Origin of the sequence: Streptomyces ziwulingensis (assembly GCF_039542605.1) — a bacterium.
GTDB lineage: Bacteria > Actinomycetota > Actinomycetes > Streptomycetales > Streptomycetaceae > Streptomyces > Streptomyces ziwulingensis.
Genome location: NZ_BAABIG010000008.1, coordinates 63,926 through 81,372, shown reverse-complemented (window position 1 = coordinate 81,372; position 17,447 = coordinate 63,926). Strand labels below are relative to the sequence as shown.

The window sequence follows — 17,447 nt, the reverse complement described above, 5'->3', positions numbered from 1 at the left end:
CGGACGCGCGGTGGACGGTCAGTGCGTCGGGCGGTTGATCAGCGGCAGGAACGCGTCCAGGTTCCGCGTCGACTCGCCGCGCGCCGTGCGCCACTCGTACTCCTTGCGGATGGCGCTCGCGAAGCCCAGTTCCAGCAGGGTGTTGAAGGCCCCGTCGGCGGCTTCCAGGACCTGGCCGAGGAGGCGGTCGATCTCGTCGGGGGTGACGGCGGCCAGCGGCAGCTTGGCGGTGACGTAGATGTCGCCGAGGCGGTCGACGGCGTAACCGACCCCGTACAGCTTGAGGTTGCGCTCCAGGAGCCAGCGGTGGACGCCCGCCTCGTTCTCGTCGGGGTGGCGGATGACGAAGGCGTTCAGGGAGAGGGAGTGGCGGCCGACGAGGAGGGAGACGGTCGTGGCGAGTTTGCGGGTGCCGGGGAGGGTGACGACGAAGTTCCCCGGCCCGGGGGTCTCCCACTCCAGTTCGGCGTCGCGCAGAGCTTCCTCGACGACGACACCTGCGGCGGTCTGTGCGTCAGCCATGGTGGGAGGGTACGCGACGGCGGTGGGCCTGCATCGCGGCCGTGTACACGTCGGCGGTGGCGGCGGCGGCCGTGTCCCAGCCGAAGGACTGCGCGTGCCGGGCGGCGGCGGCGCCCATCCGGGCCGCGAGGTCCGGATGGTCGGCGAAGTCGCGCAGCACGCGCGCGTAGGCGGCGGGTTCGTGGCCGTCGACCAGGAAGCCGGTGTGGCCGTCGCGCACCGCGACGGGGAGGCCGCCGACCGAGGCGGCGAGCACCGGCGTACCGGCCGCCTGCGCCTCGATGGCGACCAGTCCGAAGGACTCGCTGTAGGAGGGCATGACCAGCACGGACGCGGCCCGGAACCAGTCGGCGAGCTGCTCCTGCCCGACCGGCGGGCGGAACCGTACGACATCGGCGACGCCGAGCCGCGCGGCGAGCTTCTGCAGCCCTTCCGGCTTGGCCAGGCCGCTGCCGCTGGGGCCGCCGACGACGGGGACGACGATGCGGGAGCGCAGCTCGGGCCGGTCGTCGAGGAGGACGGCGACGGCGCGCAGCAGGATGTCCGGGGCCTTGAGGGGCTGTATACGGCCGGCGAAGAGCGGGATCAGCGCGTCCTCGGGCAGGCCGAGGCGGGCCCGGGCGGCGGCCCGGCCGTCGGCGGGGCGGAACCGTTCGAGGTTCACGCCCGGGTGGACGACGGCGACCTCGGCGGGGTCGGCGGCGTAGTGCCGGACCAGTTCGGCGGCCTCCTCGGCCGTGTTGGCGATCAGCCGGTCGGCGGCGGCGACGACCTGGGTCTCGCCGATGACGCGGGCGGCGGGTTCGGGGGTGTCGCCGGCGGCCAGGCTGGCGTTCTTGACCTTGGCCATGGTGTGCATGGCGTGCACCAGGGGCACGCCCCAGCGCTGGGCGGCGAGCCAGCCGACGTGCCCGGAGAGCCAGTAGTGCGAGTGGACGAGGTCGTAGTAGCCGGGGCGGTGGCCCGCCCACGCCTGCATCACGCCGTGGGTGAAGGCGCAGAGCTGGGCGGGCAGCTCCTCCTTGGCGAGGCCCTCGTAGGGGCCGGCGTCGACGTGCCGGACGAGGACACCGGGGCTCAGCTCCACGGCCGGCGGGAGCGCGGCGGCGGTCGCGCGCGTGAAGACCTCGACCTCGATGTTGAGCGCGGCCAGCCGCTGCGCCAGCTCCACGATGTAGACGTTCATGCCGCCGGCGTCGCCGGTGCCGGGCTGGTGGAGCGGGGAGGTGTGCACGGAGAGCATGGCGACGCGGCGGGGCCGGCGGTGCAGCCGCAGTCGCGCGGGGGCCACCGTGGAGCGTCGCCCGAGCCTGCTGGCGTAGTGGCTCACAGGGCGTTCCTCCTCGCTGCGGGCAGGCCGGAGGGCACTCGCCACCCTCCAAGGTGGTGCAACGCCGGAGCACTGTGCTCCATTTCCGGTTTCCCCGCCTTTGCCGAATCATTACCGCAAGTCGCTCAACCGTTCGAGGAGGGGAAGGGTCGGGGGGACACCCCCCTGGAGCCTTGGAGCCTTGGAGCCCTGGAGCCCTGGAGCCCTGGAGCCCTGGAGCCCCAGGGGGTGGCCGGCGCCGCATACCCTCGTACGTATGCCAGCCCGCGCCGCCGTGACCCGCCCCGTGGGGACGGTCACGCGCGGGACGACCAACCCGAACCGGCTGCGCCGCATGGACCGCTGGATCGCGGCCGTGCACGGCGCCGAGCTGCGCCGCGCCGACGACCCCCTCGCCGTGGACCTCGGTTACGGGGCGGCGCCGTGGACGGCCGTCGAGCTGCTGACGCGGTTGCGCGCGGTCGCGCCGCGCGCACGCGTGGTGGGCGTCGAGATCGATCCGGCGCGGGTGGCGGCGGCCGAGCCGTACGCGCGCGAGGGCCTCGCCTTCCGGCACGGCGGCTTCGAGATCCCGCTCCCCGGGCCGCCGCTGCTCGTACGCGCGGCGAACGTCCTGCGCCAGTACGACGAGGCCGAGGTCGCCGCCGTCTGGCGGCGGCTGTGCGCGCGGCTCGCGCCGGCCGGTCCGCACTCGCGCGGCGGCCTGCTGGTCGAGGGCACCTGCGACGAGATCGGCCGGCGGCACGTGTGGGTGGCGCTCGGCCCCGAGGGTCCGCGCACGGTCACCTTCGCCACCCGGCTCGGCTCCCTCGACCGCCCTTCGGACCTGGCCGAACGGCTCCCGAAGGCACTCATCCACCGCAACGTCCCCGGTGAGCCGGTCCACGCCTTCCTGCGGGACTTCGACCGGGCCTGGGCCGCCGCCGCGCCCTACGCCTCCTACGGCGCCCGCCAGCGCTGGGCACACGCGGTGCGCGATCTCACCGCCGACTGGCCGGTGACGGACGGTCCGGCGCGGTGGCGGCAGGGCGAGGTGACGGTGCGGTGGGAGGCACTGGCCCCGCGCGACCTGCCCGGCCTCTGACCGCGATCCGCGGGGCGAAGGGGAAAAGAATTGCTTCTGTCTGCCTCTGACGGACTCTGTCGCTTTCCGGACGGGCATGGCACGATCCCCCGGAGAGCGGAAGTTACCGGCGGTTAACCAGTTGGGGGGCAGGGGTTGTGGGACCCGGAAAGCGTGGCCTGATCACCGCGGCCGTGACCGTGGTCTGCGCGGTGACCGTGCTGGCGACACCGGGCATGGCGTTCGCGGACCCGAACCCCGTGCCGACCCGCTCGTCGGCCCCCACCACACCCATGGCCCCCGGCTTCCCCGCCACCCCCACGGCCCCGGCCGGCGTCCCGGACGGTTACGGCGACGGGTACGCGGACGCCGAGCTGGAAGCCGTACGCGAGCAGCTCGACCTGCTCTACCGGGAGGCCGCCGCCGCCACGGACCAGTACAACGCGGCCGAGGAGAAGGCCGAGCGGCAGTCCGCCGAGATCGTGGAGCTGGCCGGGAAGATCGTCGAGGGCCAGGAGAAGCTGGACGGCCTCCGGGAGCGCGCCGCCGCCGCCGCCCGCGCCCAGTACCGCACCGGCGGAATGCCCGACGAGGCGAAGCTGATGCTCAGCGAGAACCCGGCCGAGTTCCTGGACGGCTCGGGGCGGCTCCGCCAGGGCCAGCGCGCCACCAAGGGCCTGATCGGCGAAGTGACCCGCGCGCAGGACGCCTTGAAGACGTATGCCGCCGACGCCTCCGCCCAGTGGAAGAGACTGGAGGCGAACCGCGCGGCGAAGGCCACCGCCCGGAAGAAGGTCGAGAAGCGGATCGCGGCGGCCGAGAAGCTGGAGTCCGCGCTGGCGAAGGAGGAGAAGGAGCGCCTCGCCCGCCTGGAGCGGGAGGCCGCCGACCGGGCGCAGACCGCCTGGCTCGGCTCCGGCATCCTCGACGAACTCCGCGGCAGGGCCACCGCACAGGGCCGGAAGGCCGTGCGGTACGCCACGGACCAGATCGGCAAGCCGTACGTGTGGGGCGCCGAGGGGCCGAAGTCGTTCGACTGCTCCGGGCTGACCTCGCGGGCGTGGGCCGCGGCCGGCCAGGGCATCCCGCGCACCTCGCAGGAGCAGTGGCGGCAGCTCGCACACGTCCCGGTCGAGGACATGCTCCCCGGTGACCTGATCATCTACTTCGACGACGCCAGCCACGTGGGGATGTACGTGGGTGACGGCCAGGTCGTGCACGCCCCCCGCCCGGGGCGGACGGTCACGCTCGCCGGGGCGGGCACGATGCCGATCCTCGGCGTGGTGCGGCCCGGGGTCTGACGGCGGGCGCGGCCAGGGGTGTGACCGGCCCCACCCTCCGGGCGGCGCGCGCGTGACCTTCGTCATCCCCGCAGCCCGGCCGGGCTGCCCAACTGCGGTACGTAAAGCGGCATATGACAGTGGTCGTTGGCCGGGTGGCGTGCCGCGCACCATTCCGCTGCCCGGCCCCCACCCGCTATGGTCCCCGTCGGTGGGTCGAGGTCCCTCGCCCCGCCATGCCCTCGGGGGGAGGGAAGGAACCCAAGACGATGTCCGTACCCGTACCGCGGCAGCGACCGGTCCCGGCCGTGGAGAGCGGTCAGGCGCAGGCCGCGCCCCTCGGCGGCGGCCCGTCCGTGGAACAGGCCCCGCCGCGCAAGGACAGTGACCGGGTCGCCGGGGACGACACCGGCAAGGACACCGCCACGGCCGCCGCCCCCGGGCCGGCCGAGAACGCCGCCCACACCCCCCTCACGCTGCTGCTCATCGAGGACGACCCGGCCGGCTCGCCGCTCGTGCCCGACCTGTTCGACCGGTCCGGCAGGCCGATCCGGGTCCGTACCGCGCGCAACCTCACCGAGGCCGAGCGGCTGCTGACCGACGACGTGCACTGCATCCTGCTGGACCTCGCGCTCTCGGCGCCGGGCCGCGCGGGCGAGCCGGACGACGACGAGCTGGCGGTCCTCAGGCACGTACTGGAGCTGGCGCCGCGGCACGCCGTGCTCGCGCTGACCGCGTCGACCGACGCCGAGCGCGGCGCCGAGGCGGTGGCCGTGGGCGCTCAGGACTACCTTTCCCGCGAGGAGCTGGACAGCCGGCTGCTGAGCCGCGCGATCCGTTACGCCGTCGAGCGCAAGCGCTCCGACTCGGCCGAGCGGCGCCTGGCCGAGGGCAGGCTGCGCGCGCAGGAGAACGCCCGGCTGGAGCGCGGTCTGCTGCCGACGCCCCTGCTGGAGGGCTCCTCGCTGCGCTTCGCCGCCCGCTACCGCCCCGGCCGCTCGCGCGCGCTGCTCGGCGGTGACTTCTACGACGTGGTCCGCACCCCGGACGGCACCGTGCACGCGATGATCGGCGACGTCTGCGGGCACGGCCCGGACGAGGCGGCGCTCGGCGTGGAGCTGCGGATCGCCTGGCGGGCGCTGACCCTGGCGGGGCTCTGCGGCGACCAGCTCCTGGGCACGCTCCAGGAGGTACTGGAACACGAGCGCGCGGACGACGAGATCTTCGCGACACTGTGCACGGTGGACATCACGCCGGACGGCCGCCGGGCCGGCCTGTGCCTGGCCGGTCATCCGGCGCCGCTGGTCGCCGTGCCCGGCCTGCCCGCACGGCTGCTGCCGTACGACAACAACGGCCCGGCGCTCGGCATGCTGCGGGGCGCCCGCTGGCCGCGGACGCAGGTGGAGCTGGGGCCCGCGTGGAGTCTGATGCTCTACACCGACGGCCTGATCGAGGGCCACATCGGCCAGGGCCGGGAGCGGCTCGGCCAGGAGGGCATGGTGGAGCTGGTCCGCCGCCAGCTCTCCGAGGGGCTGCGCGGGGAGTGCCTGCTGCGGGCGACCGTCAACGAGGTCCGGGCCCTCAACGGGGGCGAGCTGGCCGACGACGTGGCGGTCGTCCTGCTGGACCGCACGCCCTGAGTACGCCCCCGCGATCGGTCCGGCCGCGAGCCCGCGGCCGGGTGCCCGGGTATCCGGTTGCCCCGGTGTCCGAGTGACCGGGTGCTTCAGCGACCGCCGTTGTACGGCCCGTAGGGGCCGTCGCTGCTGGAGCCGCGGCGCGTGCTGCGGCCGCCGCCCGGCAGGCCGCGCAGCGCGGGCCGTACGTCGACCATGTACACGATCGTCGCGACGAGGCCGATGATCGGCAGGAACGACAGGATGTTGAAGATCAGGTTCACCACGAAGGCGAGCCCGAGGATGATCAGCCAGAACGGCTTGGTCTTCTTGTCGGCCGCACGGTAGGCGTCCTCGCGGCGCGTGGCGGCGTCGATCAAAGCGAAGCCGCTGAAAACGATCAGGGCGATGCTCAGCAGCCACATGAAGCCCGCGAACCCCTGCATCAGCACAACGTCCACCACCAGACTCGGTCGTCCTTACGCGGTCACCGTACCCGGAGAACGGGCCGGGCATCCCAGAGGTGCCCGGCCCGCCCGCGGGTCGGCCGTTCACATGCCGGTCACTCGGCCGGCGGCGGCGTCTTCTTCGCGGTGGTGCCGTTGGCGCCGGACTTCTTCACCGCGGCCCTGCGCGGGGCGGGGGCCTTCTTCGCGGCGGGCTCGGTCGCGACCACCGGCTTGTCCTCCGTGACCTCGACCGGCTCGCGCTTCGGCTCGACGGCCACGGCCAGTTCCTCGACCTCCCCGGCGATGTCCTCGATGCCGTCGGCGGCCTGGCCGCGCCAGGTGCGCACGGACCGCTCGCCGTGCTCGGCGACCTTCTCGTAGGTCTCCCGGGCCCGCACGGCGTACTCGGCGGCGACGCCGACCCCGCGCAGCGCGAGGTCCTGGGCGCTCTCGCCGAGCTTCTTGAGGTCGGTGTCGAAGGAGCCGATGAACTCGTTGACCCGGGCCTGGAGGGTTCCCTGGGTCTCCTTGACCCGGGCGGCCGCCTTCTCCTGGACGGCCTTGGGGTCGGTGTTGCGCACGGCCTCGATCCGGGCCGGCGCCTCGGTACGCAACTGTTCCACCAGGACGGGCACCTTCTTGGCCTGCTGCCAGGCGAGATCGGCGGTGCCCGCGGCGAAGAAGAGCGGCGTGGGGTCGCTGAGGGTCTTGCGCAGGTCGTCGGTGATGGCCATGGTGACGGTCCTCCTGGGATCACGTTCGGCTGAGGGTGAGGTGTGCGTCGGCGTGCGCCGGCCGGTCGGGGTGGCTATCCGGCCGGGCGTCGGGGGTCGGCGTCGTCGCCGCCGCCGGTCGTGCGGGTACGGGGGCGCGCGGCGGTGGTGCCGTCGGCCGCGCGCAGGCCGGCTATCGAGGTGCCGCCACCGGAGACCCCGTCGGGAGTCACCTCCTCCGGTCCGCTCCCGAAGCCGTTCTCCTTGCGGAAGGACTCGTAGATCTGGAGCAGCACCTGCTTCTGCCGCTCGTTCAGCGTCGGGTCCGCGAGGAGGACGGCCCGCGTCTCCACTTCGTCCCGGTCCCGCTCGGCGTCGAGGATCCCGGCCCGCACGTACAGCGTCTCGGCGGAGATCCGCAGCGCCTTGGCGACCTGCTGGAGCACCTCCGCGCTCGGCTTGCGCAGCCCGCGCTCGATCTGGCTCAGATACGGATTGGACACCCCCGCGGCGTCGGCGAGCTGCCGCAGCGAGAGCTGCGCGCTACGCCGCTGCTCGCGCAGGTACTCACCGAGATTGCCGACGTTGAGCGAGGCCATGCTTCCACGATGCCCGACTCCGCTAACTATTGCAAGCAAGTGCTAGCAGGTGCTTGCAGGAGTTCTCGCCACAGCTAGTGTGGCCTGAGCAAGATAGTTGTCACTGGAGCAGGACGACTGTCACCGCTCGGCTTGGCGGACTCCCGTGCAGGCAAGGACTGCGTTGGCGTCGTCGGCGAGGAAGAGCATGAAGGCCCACGTCCGGTCCGGTGAAAAGATGCAGCCGATCTTGACCTGAGCGGCTTCGAGCCGGGTGAGGATGTCGACGGTGGACGGCAAGGCGAGAGTCTCAGTACCTCGCTTCCTCGCACGTCGGAGACGAGCCGCGTAGATGCCGGCAAGCTCCTGGCTGGGAACGCTGCCGTCCCATACGACGAAGTCGCCTCCGTCGAGAAGCGCCGCTCTGGCGGGTTCGCAGGCCGTGGTCTGGTCGCCCAGCATTCCGACGAGTTCCGCCCGGTCCATCTGCCGTCCTCTCGCGTGCGGTCCCGTTATCTCAGTCGTCGAAGTGGAGCTCAGGTCGGGTCCAGAGGGTGAGGTCACTGCTGGTGGCGACCGCCAGGGTCAGGCCGGAGGGGGAGAATCCGGCTGCGCGGAGTTCCGAGTACTCGGAGTGGAAGATGTGCCACCACGTTCCTCCTGCCGGGCCTTTGTGGGACCCGCCGTCGGCGGAGAGGATGACGCGGTCGTGCGGCCAGTCAGGGCTGACGACGTCCAGGGTCCAGCCGTCCGGTGTGGTGCTGTGAAGACCGCCGCCGAAGAGACCGGCGATGCGCACCGGGGCGCCTGCGATCGGGCCGAGCCCGGGGCAGACGAGGTCCGGGTGGGCGTCGGGAGTGCTCGTTTCGAGGTCAGGGTCCCTGTCGCGGGCGATCTTCTCGCCGGTGACCGCGTCGAAGAGTCCGTGGCCGTCGCTGGACACGACCATGACGAGGTCGTGGCCGCTATCGGGGTGGACAGCGAATCCGATACCAAGGAGGCCGCCGATGGGAGTCCTGCGGTCCAGCACCGGCTGCCACGGCTCGGGTGCTGGCAGGACGGAGGCAGTGAGGTAGCGCTCGCGCAGCTTCTGCTGGTACTCCGTGATCAACTCGTCTCCTCGGTGCGATCCGCGTCGAGGGTCTCTCGCGCAGCGGCCCACGTCGACTCGAATTCTTGCCGGTGGCCCTGCTGATCGGCGGTGGCCTCGAGATCGGATGTACGCGCAGCCGATCGACGCGCACCTACACCCGACTCATGATCGCCTACGACACTGGCTGGGTGCTGGCGGCACTTGTCGGCGCCCCGATGGCATGGCAGGGCAGCAGCGCCGGGGGGGGGGAAGTTTGGATCGGGTACCAGACAGCCGCCCCCATCGCGTTCGCCGCACTACTGATCGCCGCCAAGCCGGCCCATACTGCCTCGGCATGAAGGAGACGACCGGCCCGTCCCCGTCTCGCTCAAAATGAGGCACCCCAGGTCGGGCACTCACCTGCCTCACCTTGAGCGAGGCCGGACACCTTCGGTCAGGACGGCTGGACCTTCGGTCAAGACGGCTGGACCTGGTCGAAGAGGGCGAGGGCTGCGGTGGGGTCGGGGCTCACCAGGCGTTCCAGGCCGGCCGTCGTGATCTTCGCCCATCGGGCGGCCCGCGCCCACATCCGTTCCTCGAAGGCGCGGACGGTCCCGTCCAGATCTCCGGGGCCGGTGGCGAGGGACTCGGCGAGTTCGGCGCCTTCCAGCATCGCGAGGTTCGCACCCGCCCCCAACGGGGGCATCAGGTGGGCGGCGTCGCCCAGCAGCGTCACCCCGAGGACGTGGGGCCAGGTGTGGGACACCGGCAGGACGTAGAGGGGGCGGTGGACGAAGGCGGCGCCGTGGCGAAGGAGGTCGAGGACGGGGGCGGTCCAGCCGTCGAACAGCGCCAGCAGACTCGCTCGCACGGCCTCGGCGTCGGCCAGGTCCATGTGCGTGTGCCAGTCCAGCGGCGCGCGGAACTGGGCGTACACCTTGACGTGGCCGCCGCTGTTGCGCTGGGCGACGAGCGCTCGGTTCACGCCGTACGCCGCCACGGAGCCGTCGCCGATCAGCGGGGCGAGGTCGGCGTGGCGGGTGTCGATGTCGTCCAGGGAGGTTTCGACCGAGGTGACGCCCGTGTAGTGCGGCGTCACCGACGAGACCGCCCGGCGGGTCCGGGACCAGGCGCCGTCCGCGCCGACCACGAGGTCGAACGTCTCCTGCCTCCCGTCCGCGAAATGGACCTGTACGCCGTCCCGGGACCCCGGCACCACCCGCGTCACGCCCCGCCCCCACTGGACGTCGAGGGGGCCGAGCAGCAGGTCGCGAAGTTGCCTGCGGTCGATCTCGGGGTTGGCCCGGTCGTCCGGACGGGGGCGCCAGTCGCGCAGGACCGTCCCGTCCGTGTCCAGGATGCGCATGGCCTGCCCCTCGGGACGGGCCAGCGCCTGGAACTCCGCCAGCAGCCCCGCCTTGTCCAGTGCCCGCTGACCCATCCCTTCGCGCAGGTCCAGCGTGCCGCCCGGCGGGCGGGCGTCGGGGGCGGGGTCGCGTTCGAGGACGGTGACGGGGTGGCCGTGGCGGTGCAGGACGCGGGCGAAGGTGAGGCCGGCCGGACCGCTGCCGACCACCGCGATGCGATGTCTCATGTCGATACACTGTATTGAGCTAATACGATGTATCGCAAGGGTACGGTGTGGTCATGACTGTGTGGGACCGACCGGAGCCGCCGGCTCGCCCCGTGCCGCTCGACCGGGAGCGGATCGTCGCCGCCGCCGTCGCGCTGGCCGACGAGGGTGGGCTTGAGGCGGTGTCGTTGCGCAAGGTCGGCGCCCGGCTGAACGCCGGCCCGATGCGGCTGTACGGATACATCGCCACCAAGGAGGAGCTGTTCGACCTCATGATGGACGAGGTCCAGGCCGAGATCCTCCCCGCGGAGCCGGCCGGTGACTGGCGGGAGGCGCTGCGGAACCTCGCCCACCGCACCAGGCAGGCCGCTCTCCGTCACGAATGGCTGGCCGACCTGCTCGGCGGCCGCCCGGCCTTCGGCCCGAACGGCCTCGCCGTGGCCGAGGCCACGCTGGCCGGCCTCGACGGTCTCGCCGACGTCGACACCGTCATGCGCGCCGTGGAGACGGTCAGCGCCTACTTCACCGGCGCGATCCGGCGCGAGATCACGTACCTGCGGGCCGAGCGCGCCACGGGCCTGTCCAAGCACGACTGGCAGCGCGCCTCCGGCCCGCGGATGACGAGGATGCTGGCCACGGGCCGCTTTCCCGCGCTGGCCAAGGTCGTGCACGACGGCACGGACGTGGACGCCGAGACCTCCTTCGCGACCGGCCTGGACTGGGTGCTCGACGCCGTGGCCGCCAGGCTCACCCCGCCGCCGGCGTGACACTCACCGGCACACCGGCACACCGGCGCACCCACTCACCGACTCACCCGCTCACCTTGGCGACGAACCCCGCGAGGTGGGTCACCGTCCGCTCGATCTTCTCCTCCAGGGTGAGCGACTCGGGCAGCCGGGCGCCCGGGCCCGCGTCCTTCAGTCCCCGTACGTAGAGGGAGCAGGCGAGATCGCTGCACAGGTAGGCGCCCACCGAGTTGCCCTGCCGCCCGGCCTTGCCGGCTCTGGGGGCGACCAGCAGGGAGACGCCGCCGGTGTGGGTGGTCAGGCACATCGAGCACATGCTGCGCCGGGCCTGCCCCGGCGCCGAGGCGGACGAGCGCAGGGCGACGCCTATGGCGCGGCCGTCCAGTTCGGCGACGAGGTAGGCCCGGTCGGGGGCCTGCGGATCACGCCAGCCCAGGTAGTCCAGGTCCGCCCAGGGCCGGTCGGCCAGATCGCGCGGGACATGGAGCCGCCCGGCCTCGCCCTTGGTGCGGTTGATGAAGGCGGCACGGATCTCGGGTTCGGTCAGCGGGTTCATGTGGGGCACGGTAATTTGCCTAAAGGCTTTAGGCAAACGCATACTTCTTTAGGCGCGGGGTGGGATGACCAAGGAAGACCGCAGACCAGAGGGAGAGCGACGACCATGGCGAGGGCAGGATTGACGGCTGAGCGCCTGATCCGGGCGGGCGCCGAACTGGCCGACGAGGTCGGGTTCGACCAGGTGACCGTCTCGGCGCTGGCCAGACGGTTCGACGTCAAGGTCGCGAGCCTGTACTCGCATCTGAAGAACTCCCAGGAGCTGAAGACCGGCATCGCGCTGCTCGCCCTGGCCGAACTCGCCGACCGGGCCGCCGACGCCCTCGCCGGACGGGCGGGCCGGGACGCGCTGACCGCCCTGGCGGACGTCTACCGCGACTACGCCCGGGAGCACCCCGGCCGCTACGACGCGGCGCGGCTCCGGCTCGACCCGCAGACCGCCGCGGCCAGCGCCGGCGTACAGCAGGCGCAGATGACAAGGGCCCTGCTCCGCGGCTACGACCTGCCCGAACCGGACCAGACCCACGCGGTACGGCTGCTGGGCAGCGTCTTCCACGGTTACGTCAGCCTGGAGCTGGCCGGCGGCTTCAGCCACAGCGCCCCCGACTCGCAGGAGTCCTGGACCCGCATCCTCGACGCCCTCGACGCCCTCCTGCGCAACTGGCCCGCGGCACCGCCGCCCGCCCCCTGACGGACGGGCCCCGCCCCCGCCCCGTGCCACCACCCCGTATCTCCGACGGACGGACAGGCCCCCTCATGCCCGACACCGAGCCCGGCTGGATCAGCACCCCCCTCACCGCGGACCTCCTGCGCGGCGCCCTCGACCTGGAACGCACCGCGCACGGCCTGCTCCCGCACCGGTTGCCCGCGCGCGCCCGCGCGCAGTGCGCCGACCCGCAGCTCGCCATGGCCGAGGCCCAGCCCGCCGGCGTACGGCTGGCCTTCCGCACCCGGGCCACCGCCGTCGAACTGGACACCCTGCCCACCAAGCGGGCCTACCTCGGCGCCCCGCCCCGCCCGGACGGCGTGTACGACCTGCTCGTCGACGGCCGCCCGCACGGCCATGCCACGGCGGCCGGCGGCAACACCCTCACCGTCGACCTGGCCACCGGCGCCGCCCAACACCACCCCGGTCCGCCCGCCACCCTCCGCTTCACCGGCCTGCCGGACCGCGAGAAGGACGTCGAGATCTGGCTGCCGCACAACGAGACCACCGAACTGGTCGCGCTGCGCACCGACGCCCCCGTCGCGCCCCGGCCGGACCGGGGCCGCCGGGTCTGGCTGCACCACGGCAGCTCGATCAGCCACGGCTCCGACGCGGCGAGCCCCTCGGCCACCTGGCCCGCCCGGGCCGCCCTGCTCGGCGGCGTGGAGCTGGTCAACCTGGGCCTGGCGGGCAGCGCCCTGCTCGACCCGTTCACCGCCCGCGCGCTGCGCGACACCCCCGCCGACCTGATCAGCGTCAAGATCGGCATCAACCTGGTCAACCTCGACCTGATGCGGCTGCGCGCCTTCGGCCCGGCGGTGCACGGCTTCCTCGACACGATCCGCGAGGGGCACCCCACCGCGCCGCTGCTGGTCGTCTCCCCGCTGTACTGCCCGCTGCACGAGGACACCCCCGGCCCCGGCGCCTTCGACACCGACGCGCTCGCCAGCGGGCGACTCCGGTTCCGGGCGCTCGGCGACCCCGCCGAGGTGGCGGCGGGGAAACTGACGCTCACCGTCATCCGCGAGGAACTCGCCCGCGTCGTGCGCGCCCGCGCGGCCGAGGACCCGCACCTGCGCCTGCTCGACGGCCGGGTCCTGTACGGCGAGGCCGACCACGCCGAACTCCCCCTCCCCGACGGTCTCCACCCGGACGCCGCCACCCACCTGCGCATCGGCGAACGCTTCGCCGCCACGGCCTTCGCCCCGGACGGCCCCTTCGCCCCGGACGGCCCCCTCGGCACGGACGGCCCCTTCGCCCCGGACGCGCCGTGAGCCCCCTGGGGCGTCGCCCTAGAGCCCTAGAACGGCAGCGGCCGCGCGTGCACCACGTCCAGTCGTGACACCGCCCGGGTCAGCACCACGTACAGCCGGTGCGGTCCGCGGGTCTCCGCCTCGGCGATCGCCGCCGGTTCCACCGCGACGGCGTGGTCGTACTCCAGCCCCTTGACCAGGCCCGCCGGGACCAGGGCCACCCGGGCGCCGGTCTCTTCGGGGCCCGCCGCGGTGATCCCCGCGGCGGCGAGGGCCGCCACCCGGGGCAGGTCGGCGTCGGCGGCGATCACCCCGACGGAGCCCTCGCGCGCGAGGGCGGCCCGTACGGCGGTGGCGACGGCGTCCGGCACCGCGCCGGGCGCGGTCCGGCGCACCGTCAGTTCGCCGTCCGCGCGCAGGGAGCGTCCCGGCGGGACGTCGACGTCGAGCCGTTCCAGCAGCCGGTTGGCGAGGCCGACCACCGCTTTCGGCACCCGGAAACCCGTGGTCAGCGGTGTCACCACGGTGTCCGGCCGCCCCAGGTGGCCGAGGACCGTGCGCCAGGAGCGCGCCGCCCACGGCGTGGTCCCCTGCGCCAGGTCGCCGAGGACGGTGAGCGAACCGAAGGCGGCCCGGCGGGCGATCGCCCGGCACTCCATCGGGGAGAGGTCCTGGGCCTCGTCGACGACGAGGTGGCCGTACCCCTCGGGATGGGCGAGGAGCCCGGCGACCTCGTCGAGGAGGACGAGGTCGGCGGCGGACCAGCGGGCCGACCGCCAGGAGCGCGGCGGCCGCGCCCACCGCACCGCGCTCTGCTCGTCGGCGTCCAGCACCCCTTCCGCGGCCTCGGCCAGCGCGTCCGCGTCGGTGAGGAGTGCGGCGAGGACCTCCTCGGGCCGCACCCGGGGCCATACGGCGTCCAGGAAGGCACCGACCGGCCGGGCCCGTTCGATCCGGCGCACCCAGGCGGCGGGCTGCGGCCCGGCGCGGCGTTCGGCGCGCTCCTGGACGTACCACACGATCCGCGCCCGTACCCGCTCCCGGCCGGTCTCGTACGGCGGCTCCTCGGCCCGTACGCCCGCGACGATCCTGGTCAGTTCGCCGGCCGGTACCCGCCAGCGGTAGGAGCCGTCCGGCAGTTCCAGGGAGCGGTCGGTCTCCGCGCGGACCCTCGCGTACAGCGCCCGGCGCAGCACCTCGGCCATCCGCGCGTCGTGTTTGACGGCGGCGGTCCGTTCCTCGTCGGTGCCGGTGACCGGGTGCCGGGCGATCTCCTCGGTGAGCGTCGCCTGCCGTACGCCGCTCTCGCCGAGGGCGGGCAGCACCTCGGCGACGTAGGAGAGGAAGGCGCGGTGCGGGCCGAGGAAGAGCAGGCCGCCGCGCCGGACGCGCTGGGGGTGGGTGTAGAGCAGGTACGCGGCCCGGTGCAGGCCGACGGCGGTCTTGCCGGTGCCGGGGGCGCCCTGGACGCAGACCGAGGTGGTCAGGTCGGCGCGGACCAGGTCGTCCTGGTCGGGCTGGATGGTCGCGGCGATGTCCCGCATCGGTCCGACCCGGGGCCGTTCGATCTCCTGGGCGACGAGGTCGCTGACCCGTGACTCGCCCCGCCCCAGGTGCTCGTCCTCCATCCCGGTGAGGTCGGCGGAGTCGCCCCGGCTGCCGGGAGCCCAGCCGAAGCGGCGCCTGACCTGGACGCCCTGCGGATCGCCGGCGGTGGCCTGGTAGAAGGCGCGGGAGACGGGCGCCCGCCAGTCGACGACGAGCGGCGGGGCGGCGGGCTGCTCGGAGATCCGCAGCCGCCCGAGGTGCAGGGGGCCTTCGGCGAGGTCGAGACGGCCGAAGAAGAGCGGGCCCGCGGGCAGTTCGCGCAGTTCCTTCGCGCGGCTGCGCAGCCGGTACCCGAGCACCTCGGCGTCGGCCCCCGAGGCGGCGACGTCCTCGCCGGTGACGACGTGGTCCTGGGCGCCGTCGACCATCGCGGTGAGGGCGGTGCGGCAGTGTTCGTGGTGGGCGCGCTCCTGGTCGAGGGCGCGCCGGAGAGCGGCATCGGACGGCGTCATTCCCCGACCCTACCCGCAATAAAGTAACCGAGTTACTTTATTTACCGACTCTCAAAACTGGCCCATCACCTGTCGGCCTGTCGGCCCTCAGGCCAGGTGCGGCAGTCCGGCCGCGAGCCGCCGGTACGCCCGCTCCGCCCCGGCCACGGCGTCCCGCCGTACGTCCGCCGCCTGTTCCCCGGCCGCGATCCGCCGCCAGTTCTCCAGGGCGAGGATCCGCTGCACGGCGATGATCTGCCCCGCCGCCAGCCGGGCGTCCAGATCTCCGCCCAGCGCCTCGGCGAGCGCGGCCTCCGACCGCTCCTGGTACGCGTACACCCGGGCGGCGAGGGCGGGGGTGCCGTAGAGCAGCGTGTGGAACGCCAGCACCTGCGGGTGGTCGTTCAGCCCGGTCACCGGGTCCTCCCGGTCCAGCCCGGCCAGGAAGTGCCGCCGCAGCGCCTCGACCGGCGACGGCCCCCCGGCGACCACCCGGGCGGCCTCGTCCTCGTGATCGGCGATCCGGTACAGGACCAGGTCCTCCTTGGCCGGGAAGTAACGGAACAGCGTCGGCTTCGACACCTCGGCCGCGGCGGCCACCTCGGCGACGGACACGGCGTCGAAACCCCGCTCCAGGAAGAGCCGCACGGCGGTCTCGGACAGCAACCGGTAGGTCCGCTGCTTCTTGCGCTCTCGGAGGCCGGGTTCGGTCATGGGGTGAGGGTACGCAGCACCGGTCGACGTGCTGCCGGCCGGGAATGCCACTTGATCAGCGCCCGCGTGATCCGCACCCGGCCGGGGATCTCGTCCAGGCCGAGCGGAACGGCGGCGGCGAGGATGACCCGCTCCAGTTCTCCGGCCGCCCTCGGCAGGTCCGCCCAGCGCAATCCCGACGGGTGGCACAGGGCCAGCGCCACCCGGATGACGTCGGTGAACACGCTCTGCGCCCGTTTGAAATCCATGATCAGCGGCAGGTCCCGCCGCCAGGCCCGGGAAGCGCCCGGCCGGACCGACTCGACCGTGTCGCACCACGCGCCGATCAGCCGCCGCTCCTGATCGACCGGATACCGCATCAGGTAGAGGTGGGTCGCCAGGTCGTACAGCGGGTCGCCGACCATGGCCAACTCCCAGTCGATGGCCCAGAGCGAACCTCGCGGGTCGATGACGATGTTGTGCCGGTGCAGATCGGCGTGGAGCAAGGAGAACGGCCTCTGCGTGAGGCCGGAAACGTTCTTCTCCAGTCGGGTGAGGGTCTCGTCCACCACACCCAGGTCCCGGAAGAGTCCGCCGAACTCCGCCCGGTTGCGCTCGTACACCTGGTCCGCGATGAAGACGACGAGCCGTCGCAGGAACCCGTCGCTGTCACCGTCCTGGGGGGCGTCCTCGGGCGAGCAGCGCCGCTCCACGGGCAGCATCCCGGGCGTGACGGTCACCAGGCTCCGGAACAGGCCGACGATCTGGTCGAGAACGGCGTCGGGCACCCGCCGGCCTTCCCGGCGGTCACGGCCGTCCCGGCGGTCACGTCGGTCCTGGTGGCCCGCGCCCAGGGTCCGTCCCTCGATGAACCGCTGGAAGCCGACGCCCTCGACCTCGACGATGCCGGGCACCTGGGGCACGTACGGCTTCAGCGCCCGGAGCAGCTCCTCCTCCGACCGGAAGCACCGCCGGTCGAACCAGAGGATCGGCGACCTCGGCTCCCGCACCTTGATCGGACCGCCGCCGTCCGGCAGCGACAGGACGTAGGTCTCGTGGTGGTGGCCCGCCAGCGGGCCCGTGACCAGGCTCGCGTCGCCGGTCATGGCCTCGGCCCGCTGCCGGGCGGCCGAGACCGGTTGGGGTGCCATCGCGCGCGCTCTGCCCGTTCCGGTGGTGCCGATGAGGTCGGTGAGGTGGGTGAGGTCAATGGGTTCGATGAGGTCGAGCGGGAAGCACGGTACTCCAGCGCGCGCCGC

General features: G+C 73.4%; 19 protein-coding genes. 7 read left to right on the top strand and 12 right to left on the bottom strand.

The window, feature by feature from the left end; genetic code table 11:
- Nucleotides 1-18: 18 nt before the first annotated feature.
- Together ABEB00_RS04700 and mshA are read right to left on the bottom strand one after the other, a co-directional pair.
- On the bottom strand, nucleotides 19-522 hold the full coding sequence (locus tag ABEB00_RS04700) for a type III secretion system chaperone family protein (protein WP_345617606.1): 504 nt from the start codon (nucleotides 520-522) through the stop codon (nucleotides 19-21).
- Entirely contained in the window at nucleotides 515-1,852 is a 1,338-nt protein-coding gene (gene mshA, locus ABEB00_RS04695; RefSeq protein ID WP_345617605.1) for a D-inositol-3-phosphate glycosyltransferase, read from the bottom strand. The genes ABEB00_RS04700 and mshA overlap by 8 nt, the downstream gene beginning before the upstream one ends.
- 256 nt (nucleotides 1,853-2,108) lie before the next feature.
- On the opposite strand from mshA, the gene ABEB00_RS04690 reads away from it, so the two are divergent.
- From ABEB00_RS04690 to ABEB00_RS04680, 3 genes are all read left to right on the top strand, one after another.
- The gene (locus ABEB00_RS04690; protein ID WP_345617604.1) at nucleotides 2,109-2,936 is read left to right on the top strand and encodes a class I SAM-dependent methyltransferase; all 828 of its coding nucleotides are present in this window, start codon (nucleotides 2,109-2,111) and stop codon (nucleotides 2,934-2,936) included.
- A gap of 137 nt (nucleotides 2,937-3,073) precedes the next feature.
- Entirely contained in the window at nucleotides 3,074-4,216 is a 1,143-nt protein-coding gene (locus tag ABEB00_RS04685; protein ID WP_345617603.1) for a C40 family peptidase, read from the top strand.
- Between the two features lie 248 nt (nucleotides 4,217-4,464).
- A complete protein-coding gene (locus tag ABEB00_RS04680) occupies nucleotides 4,465-5,835 on the top strand; it encodes a PP2C family protein-serine/threonine phosphatase (RefSeq protein ID WP_345617602.1) in 1,371 nt (456 codons plus the stop codon).
- An 86-nt stretch (nucleotides 5,836-5,921) separates the two neighbouring features.
- Here the strand turns inward: ABEB00_RS04680 and ABEB00_RS04675 are convergent, their stop codons facing one another.
- The 5 genes from ABEB00_RS04675 to ABEB00_RS04655 all read right to left on the bottom strand — a co-directional run bounded on the left by ABEB00_RS04675 (nucleotide 5,922) and on the right by ABEB00_RS04655 (nucleotide 8,662).
- Nucleotides 5,922-6,257: a DUF2516 family protein gene (locus ABEB00_RS04675; protein ID WP_345617634.1), complete on the bottom strand. Its 336-nt coding sequence runs from the start codon at nucleotides 6,255-6,257 to the stop codon at nucleotides 5,922-5,924.
- A 116-nt stretch (nucleotides 6,258-6,373) separates the two neighbouring features.
- A complete protein-coding gene (locus tag ABEB00_RS04670; protein ID WP_345617601.1) occupies nucleotides 6,374-6,994 on the bottom strand; it encodes a hypothetical protein in 621 nt (206 codons plus the stop codon).
- 74 nt (nucleotides 6,995-7,068) lie between these two features.
- Nucleotides 7,069-7,572 (bottom strand): helix-turn-helix domain-containing protein, encoded by a 504-nt coding sequence (locus tag ABEB00_RS04665; RefSeq protein WP_345617600.1) that lies wholly within the window; start codon nucleotides 7,570-7,572, stop codon nucleotides 7,069-7,071.
- 120 nt (nucleotides 7,573-7,692) lie between these two features.
- Nucleotides 7,693-8,037, bottom strand: a complete 345-nt coding sequence (locus tag ABEB00_RS04660) for a hypothetical protein (protein WP_345617599.1) — start codon at nucleotides 8,035-8,037, stop codon at nucleotides 7,693-7,695.
- 31 nt (nucleotides 8,038-8,068) lie between these two features.
- Nucleotides 8,069-8,662, bottom strand: coding sequence for a hypothetical protein (locus ABEB00_RS04655; protein WP_345617598.1), 594 nt, complete (start codon nucleotides 8,660-8,662; stop codon nucleotides 8,069-8,071).
- A gap of 71 nt (nucleotides 8,663-8,733) precedes the next feature.
- Here ABEB00_RS04655 and ABEB00_RS04650 point away from each other — a divergent pair, with 71 nt between their 5' ends.
- Nucleotides 8,734-8,982: a hypothetical protein gene (locus ABEB00_RS04650; RefSeq protein ID WP_425586433.1), complete on the top strand. Its 249-nt coding sequence runs from the start codon at nucleotides 8,734-8,736 to the stop codon at nucleotides 8,980-8,982.
- A 116-nt stretch (nucleotides 8,983-9,098) separates the two neighbouring features.
- Here ABEB00_RS04650 and ABEB00_RS04645 read toward each other — a convergent pair whose 3' ends face one another.
- The gene (locus tag ABEB00_RS04645; RefSeq protein ID WP_345617597.1) at nucleotides 9,099-10,217 is read right to left on the bottom strand and encodes an FAD-dependent oxidoreductase; all 1,119 of its coding nucleotides are present in this window, start codon (nucleotides 10,215-10,217) and stop codon (nucleotides 9,099-9,101) included.
- 53 nt (nucleotides 10,218-10,270) lie between these two features.
- On the opposite strand from ABEB00_RS04645, the gene ABEB00_RS04640 reads away from it, so the two are divergent.
- Nucleotides 10,271-10,963, top strand: a complete 693-nt coding sequence (locus ABEB00_RS04640; protein WP_345617596.1) for a TetR/AcrR family transcriptional regulator — start codon at nucleotides 10,271-10,273, stop codon at nucleotides 10,961-10,963.
- 43 nt (nucleotides 10,964-11,006) lie between these two features.
- Here ABEB00_RS04640 and ABEB00_RS04635 read toward each other — a convergent pair whose 3' ends face one another.
- Nucleotides 11,007-11,498, bottom strand: coding sequence for an FBP domain-containing protein (locus ABEB00_RS04635; protein ID WP_345617595.1), 492 nt, complete (start codon nucleotides 11,496-11,498; stop codon nucleotides 11,007-11,009).
- A gap of 105 nt (nucleotides 11,499-11,603) precedes the next feature.
- Here ABEB00_RS04635 and ABEB00_RS04630 point away from each other — a divergent pair, with 105 nt between their 5' ends.
- Both ABEB00_RS04630 and ABEB00_RS04625 read left to right on the top strand, forming a co-directional pair.
- Nucleotides 11,604-12,188 (top strand): TetR/AcrR family transcriptional regulator, encoded by a 585-nt coding sequence (locus tag ABEB00_RS04630; RefSeq protein ID WP_345617594.1) that lies wholly within the window; start codon nucleotides 11,604-11,606, stop codon nucleotides 12,186-12,188.
- Nucleotides 12,189-12,253: 65 nt separating this feature from the next.
- Nucleotides 12,254-13,477, top strand: a complete 1,224-nt coding sequence (locus ABEB00_RS04625) for a GDSL-type esterase/lipase family protein (protein WP_345617593.1) — start codon at nucleotides 12,254-12,256, stop codon at nucleotides 13,475-13,477.
- Between the two features lie 26 nt (nucleotides 13,478-13,503).
- On the opposite strand, the gene ABEB00_RS04620 is transcribed toward ABEB00_RS04625, so the two are convergent.
- The 3 genes from ABEB00_RS04620 to ABEB00_RS04610 form a co-directional block, all read right to left on the bottom strand.
- On the bottom strand, nucleotides 13,504-15,516 hold the full coding sequence (locus tag ABEB00_RS04620) for a HelD family protein (protein ID WP_345617592.1): 2,013 nt from the start codon (nucleotides 15,514-15,516) through the stop codon (nucleotides 13,504-13,506).
- Nucleotides 15,517-15,603: 87 nt separating this feature from the next.
- A complete protein-coding gene (locus tag ABEB00_RS04615) occupies nucleotides 15,604-16,209 on the bottom strand; it encodes a TetR/AcrR family transcriptional regulator (protein ID WP_345617591.1) in 606 nt (201 codons plus the stop codon).
- Nucleotides 16,206-17,339, bottom strand: a complete 1,134-nt coding sequence (locus ABEB00_RS04610; RefSeq protein WP_345617590.1) for a phosphotransferase — start codon at nucleotides 17,337-17,339, stop codon at nucleotides 16,206-16,208. Before ABEB00_RS04610 ends, ABEB00_RS04615 begins: the two co-directional genes overlap by 4 nt.
- Nucleotides 17,340-17,447 lie beyond the last annotated feature (108 nt).

Coding starts and splice junctions, on each gene's coding strand:
- ABEB00_RS04665 (WP_345617600.1), bottom strand. CDS start 7,572: ATGGCCTCGCTCAACGTCGGCAATCTCGGTGAGTACCTGCGCGAGCAG.
- ABEB00_RS04675 (WP_345617634.1), bottom strand. CDS start 6,257: ATGCAGGGGTTCGCGGGCTTCATGTGGCTGCTGAGCATCGCCCTGATC.
- ABEB00_RS04700 (WP_345617606.1), bottom strand. CDS start 522: ATGGCTGACGCACAGACCGCCGCAGGTGTCGTCGTCGAGGAAGCTCTG.
- ABEB00_RS04690 (WP_345617604.1), top strand. CDS start 2,109: ATGCCAGCCCGCGCCGCCGTGACCCGCCCCGTGGGGACGGTCACGCGC.
- ABEB00_RS04635 (WP_345617595.1), bottom strand. CDS start 11,498: ATGAACCCGCTGACCGAACCCGAGATCCGTGCCGCCTTCATCAACCGC.
- ABEB00_RS04615 (WP_345617591.1), bottom strand. CDS start 16,209: ATGACCGAACCCGGCCTCCGAGAGCGCAAGAAGCAGCGGACCTACCGG.
- ABEB00_RS04640 (WP_345617596.1), top strand. CDS start 10,271: ATGACTGTGTGGGACCGACCGGAGCCGCCGGCTCGCCCCGTGCCGCTC.
- ABEB00_RS04670 (WP_345617601.1), bottom strand. CDS start 6,994: ATGGCCATCACCGACGACCTGCGCAAGACCCTCAGCGACCCCACGCCG.
- ABEB00_RS04610 (WP_345617590.1), bottom strand. CDS start 17,339: ATGGCACCCCAACCGGTCTCGGCCGCCCGGCAGCGGGCCGAGGCCATG.
- ABEB00_RS04620 (WP_345617592.1), bottom strand. CDS start 15,516: ATGACGCCGTCCGATGCCGCTCTCCGGCGCGCCCTCGACCAGGAGCGC.
- ABEB00_RS04625 (WP_345617593.1), top strand. CDS start 12,254: ATGCCCGACACCGAGCCCGGCTGGATCAGCACCCCCCTCACCGCGGAC.
- ABEB00_RS04660 (WP_345617599.1), bottom strand. CDS start 8,037: ATGGACCGGGCGGAACTCGTCGGAATGCTGGGCGACCAGACCACGGCC.
- ABEB00_RS04680 (WP_345617602.1), top strand. CDS start 4,465: ATGTCCGTACCCGTACCGCGGCAGCGACCGGTCCCGGCCGTGGAGAGC.
- ABEB00_RS04645 (WP_345617597.1), bottom strand. CDS start 10,217: ATGAGACATCGCATCGCGGTGGTCGGCAGCGGTCCGGCCGGCCTCACC.
- ABEB00_RS04630 (WP_345617594.1), top strand. CDS start 11,604: ATGGCGAGGGCAGGATTGACGGCTGAGCGCCTGATCCGGGCGGGCGCC.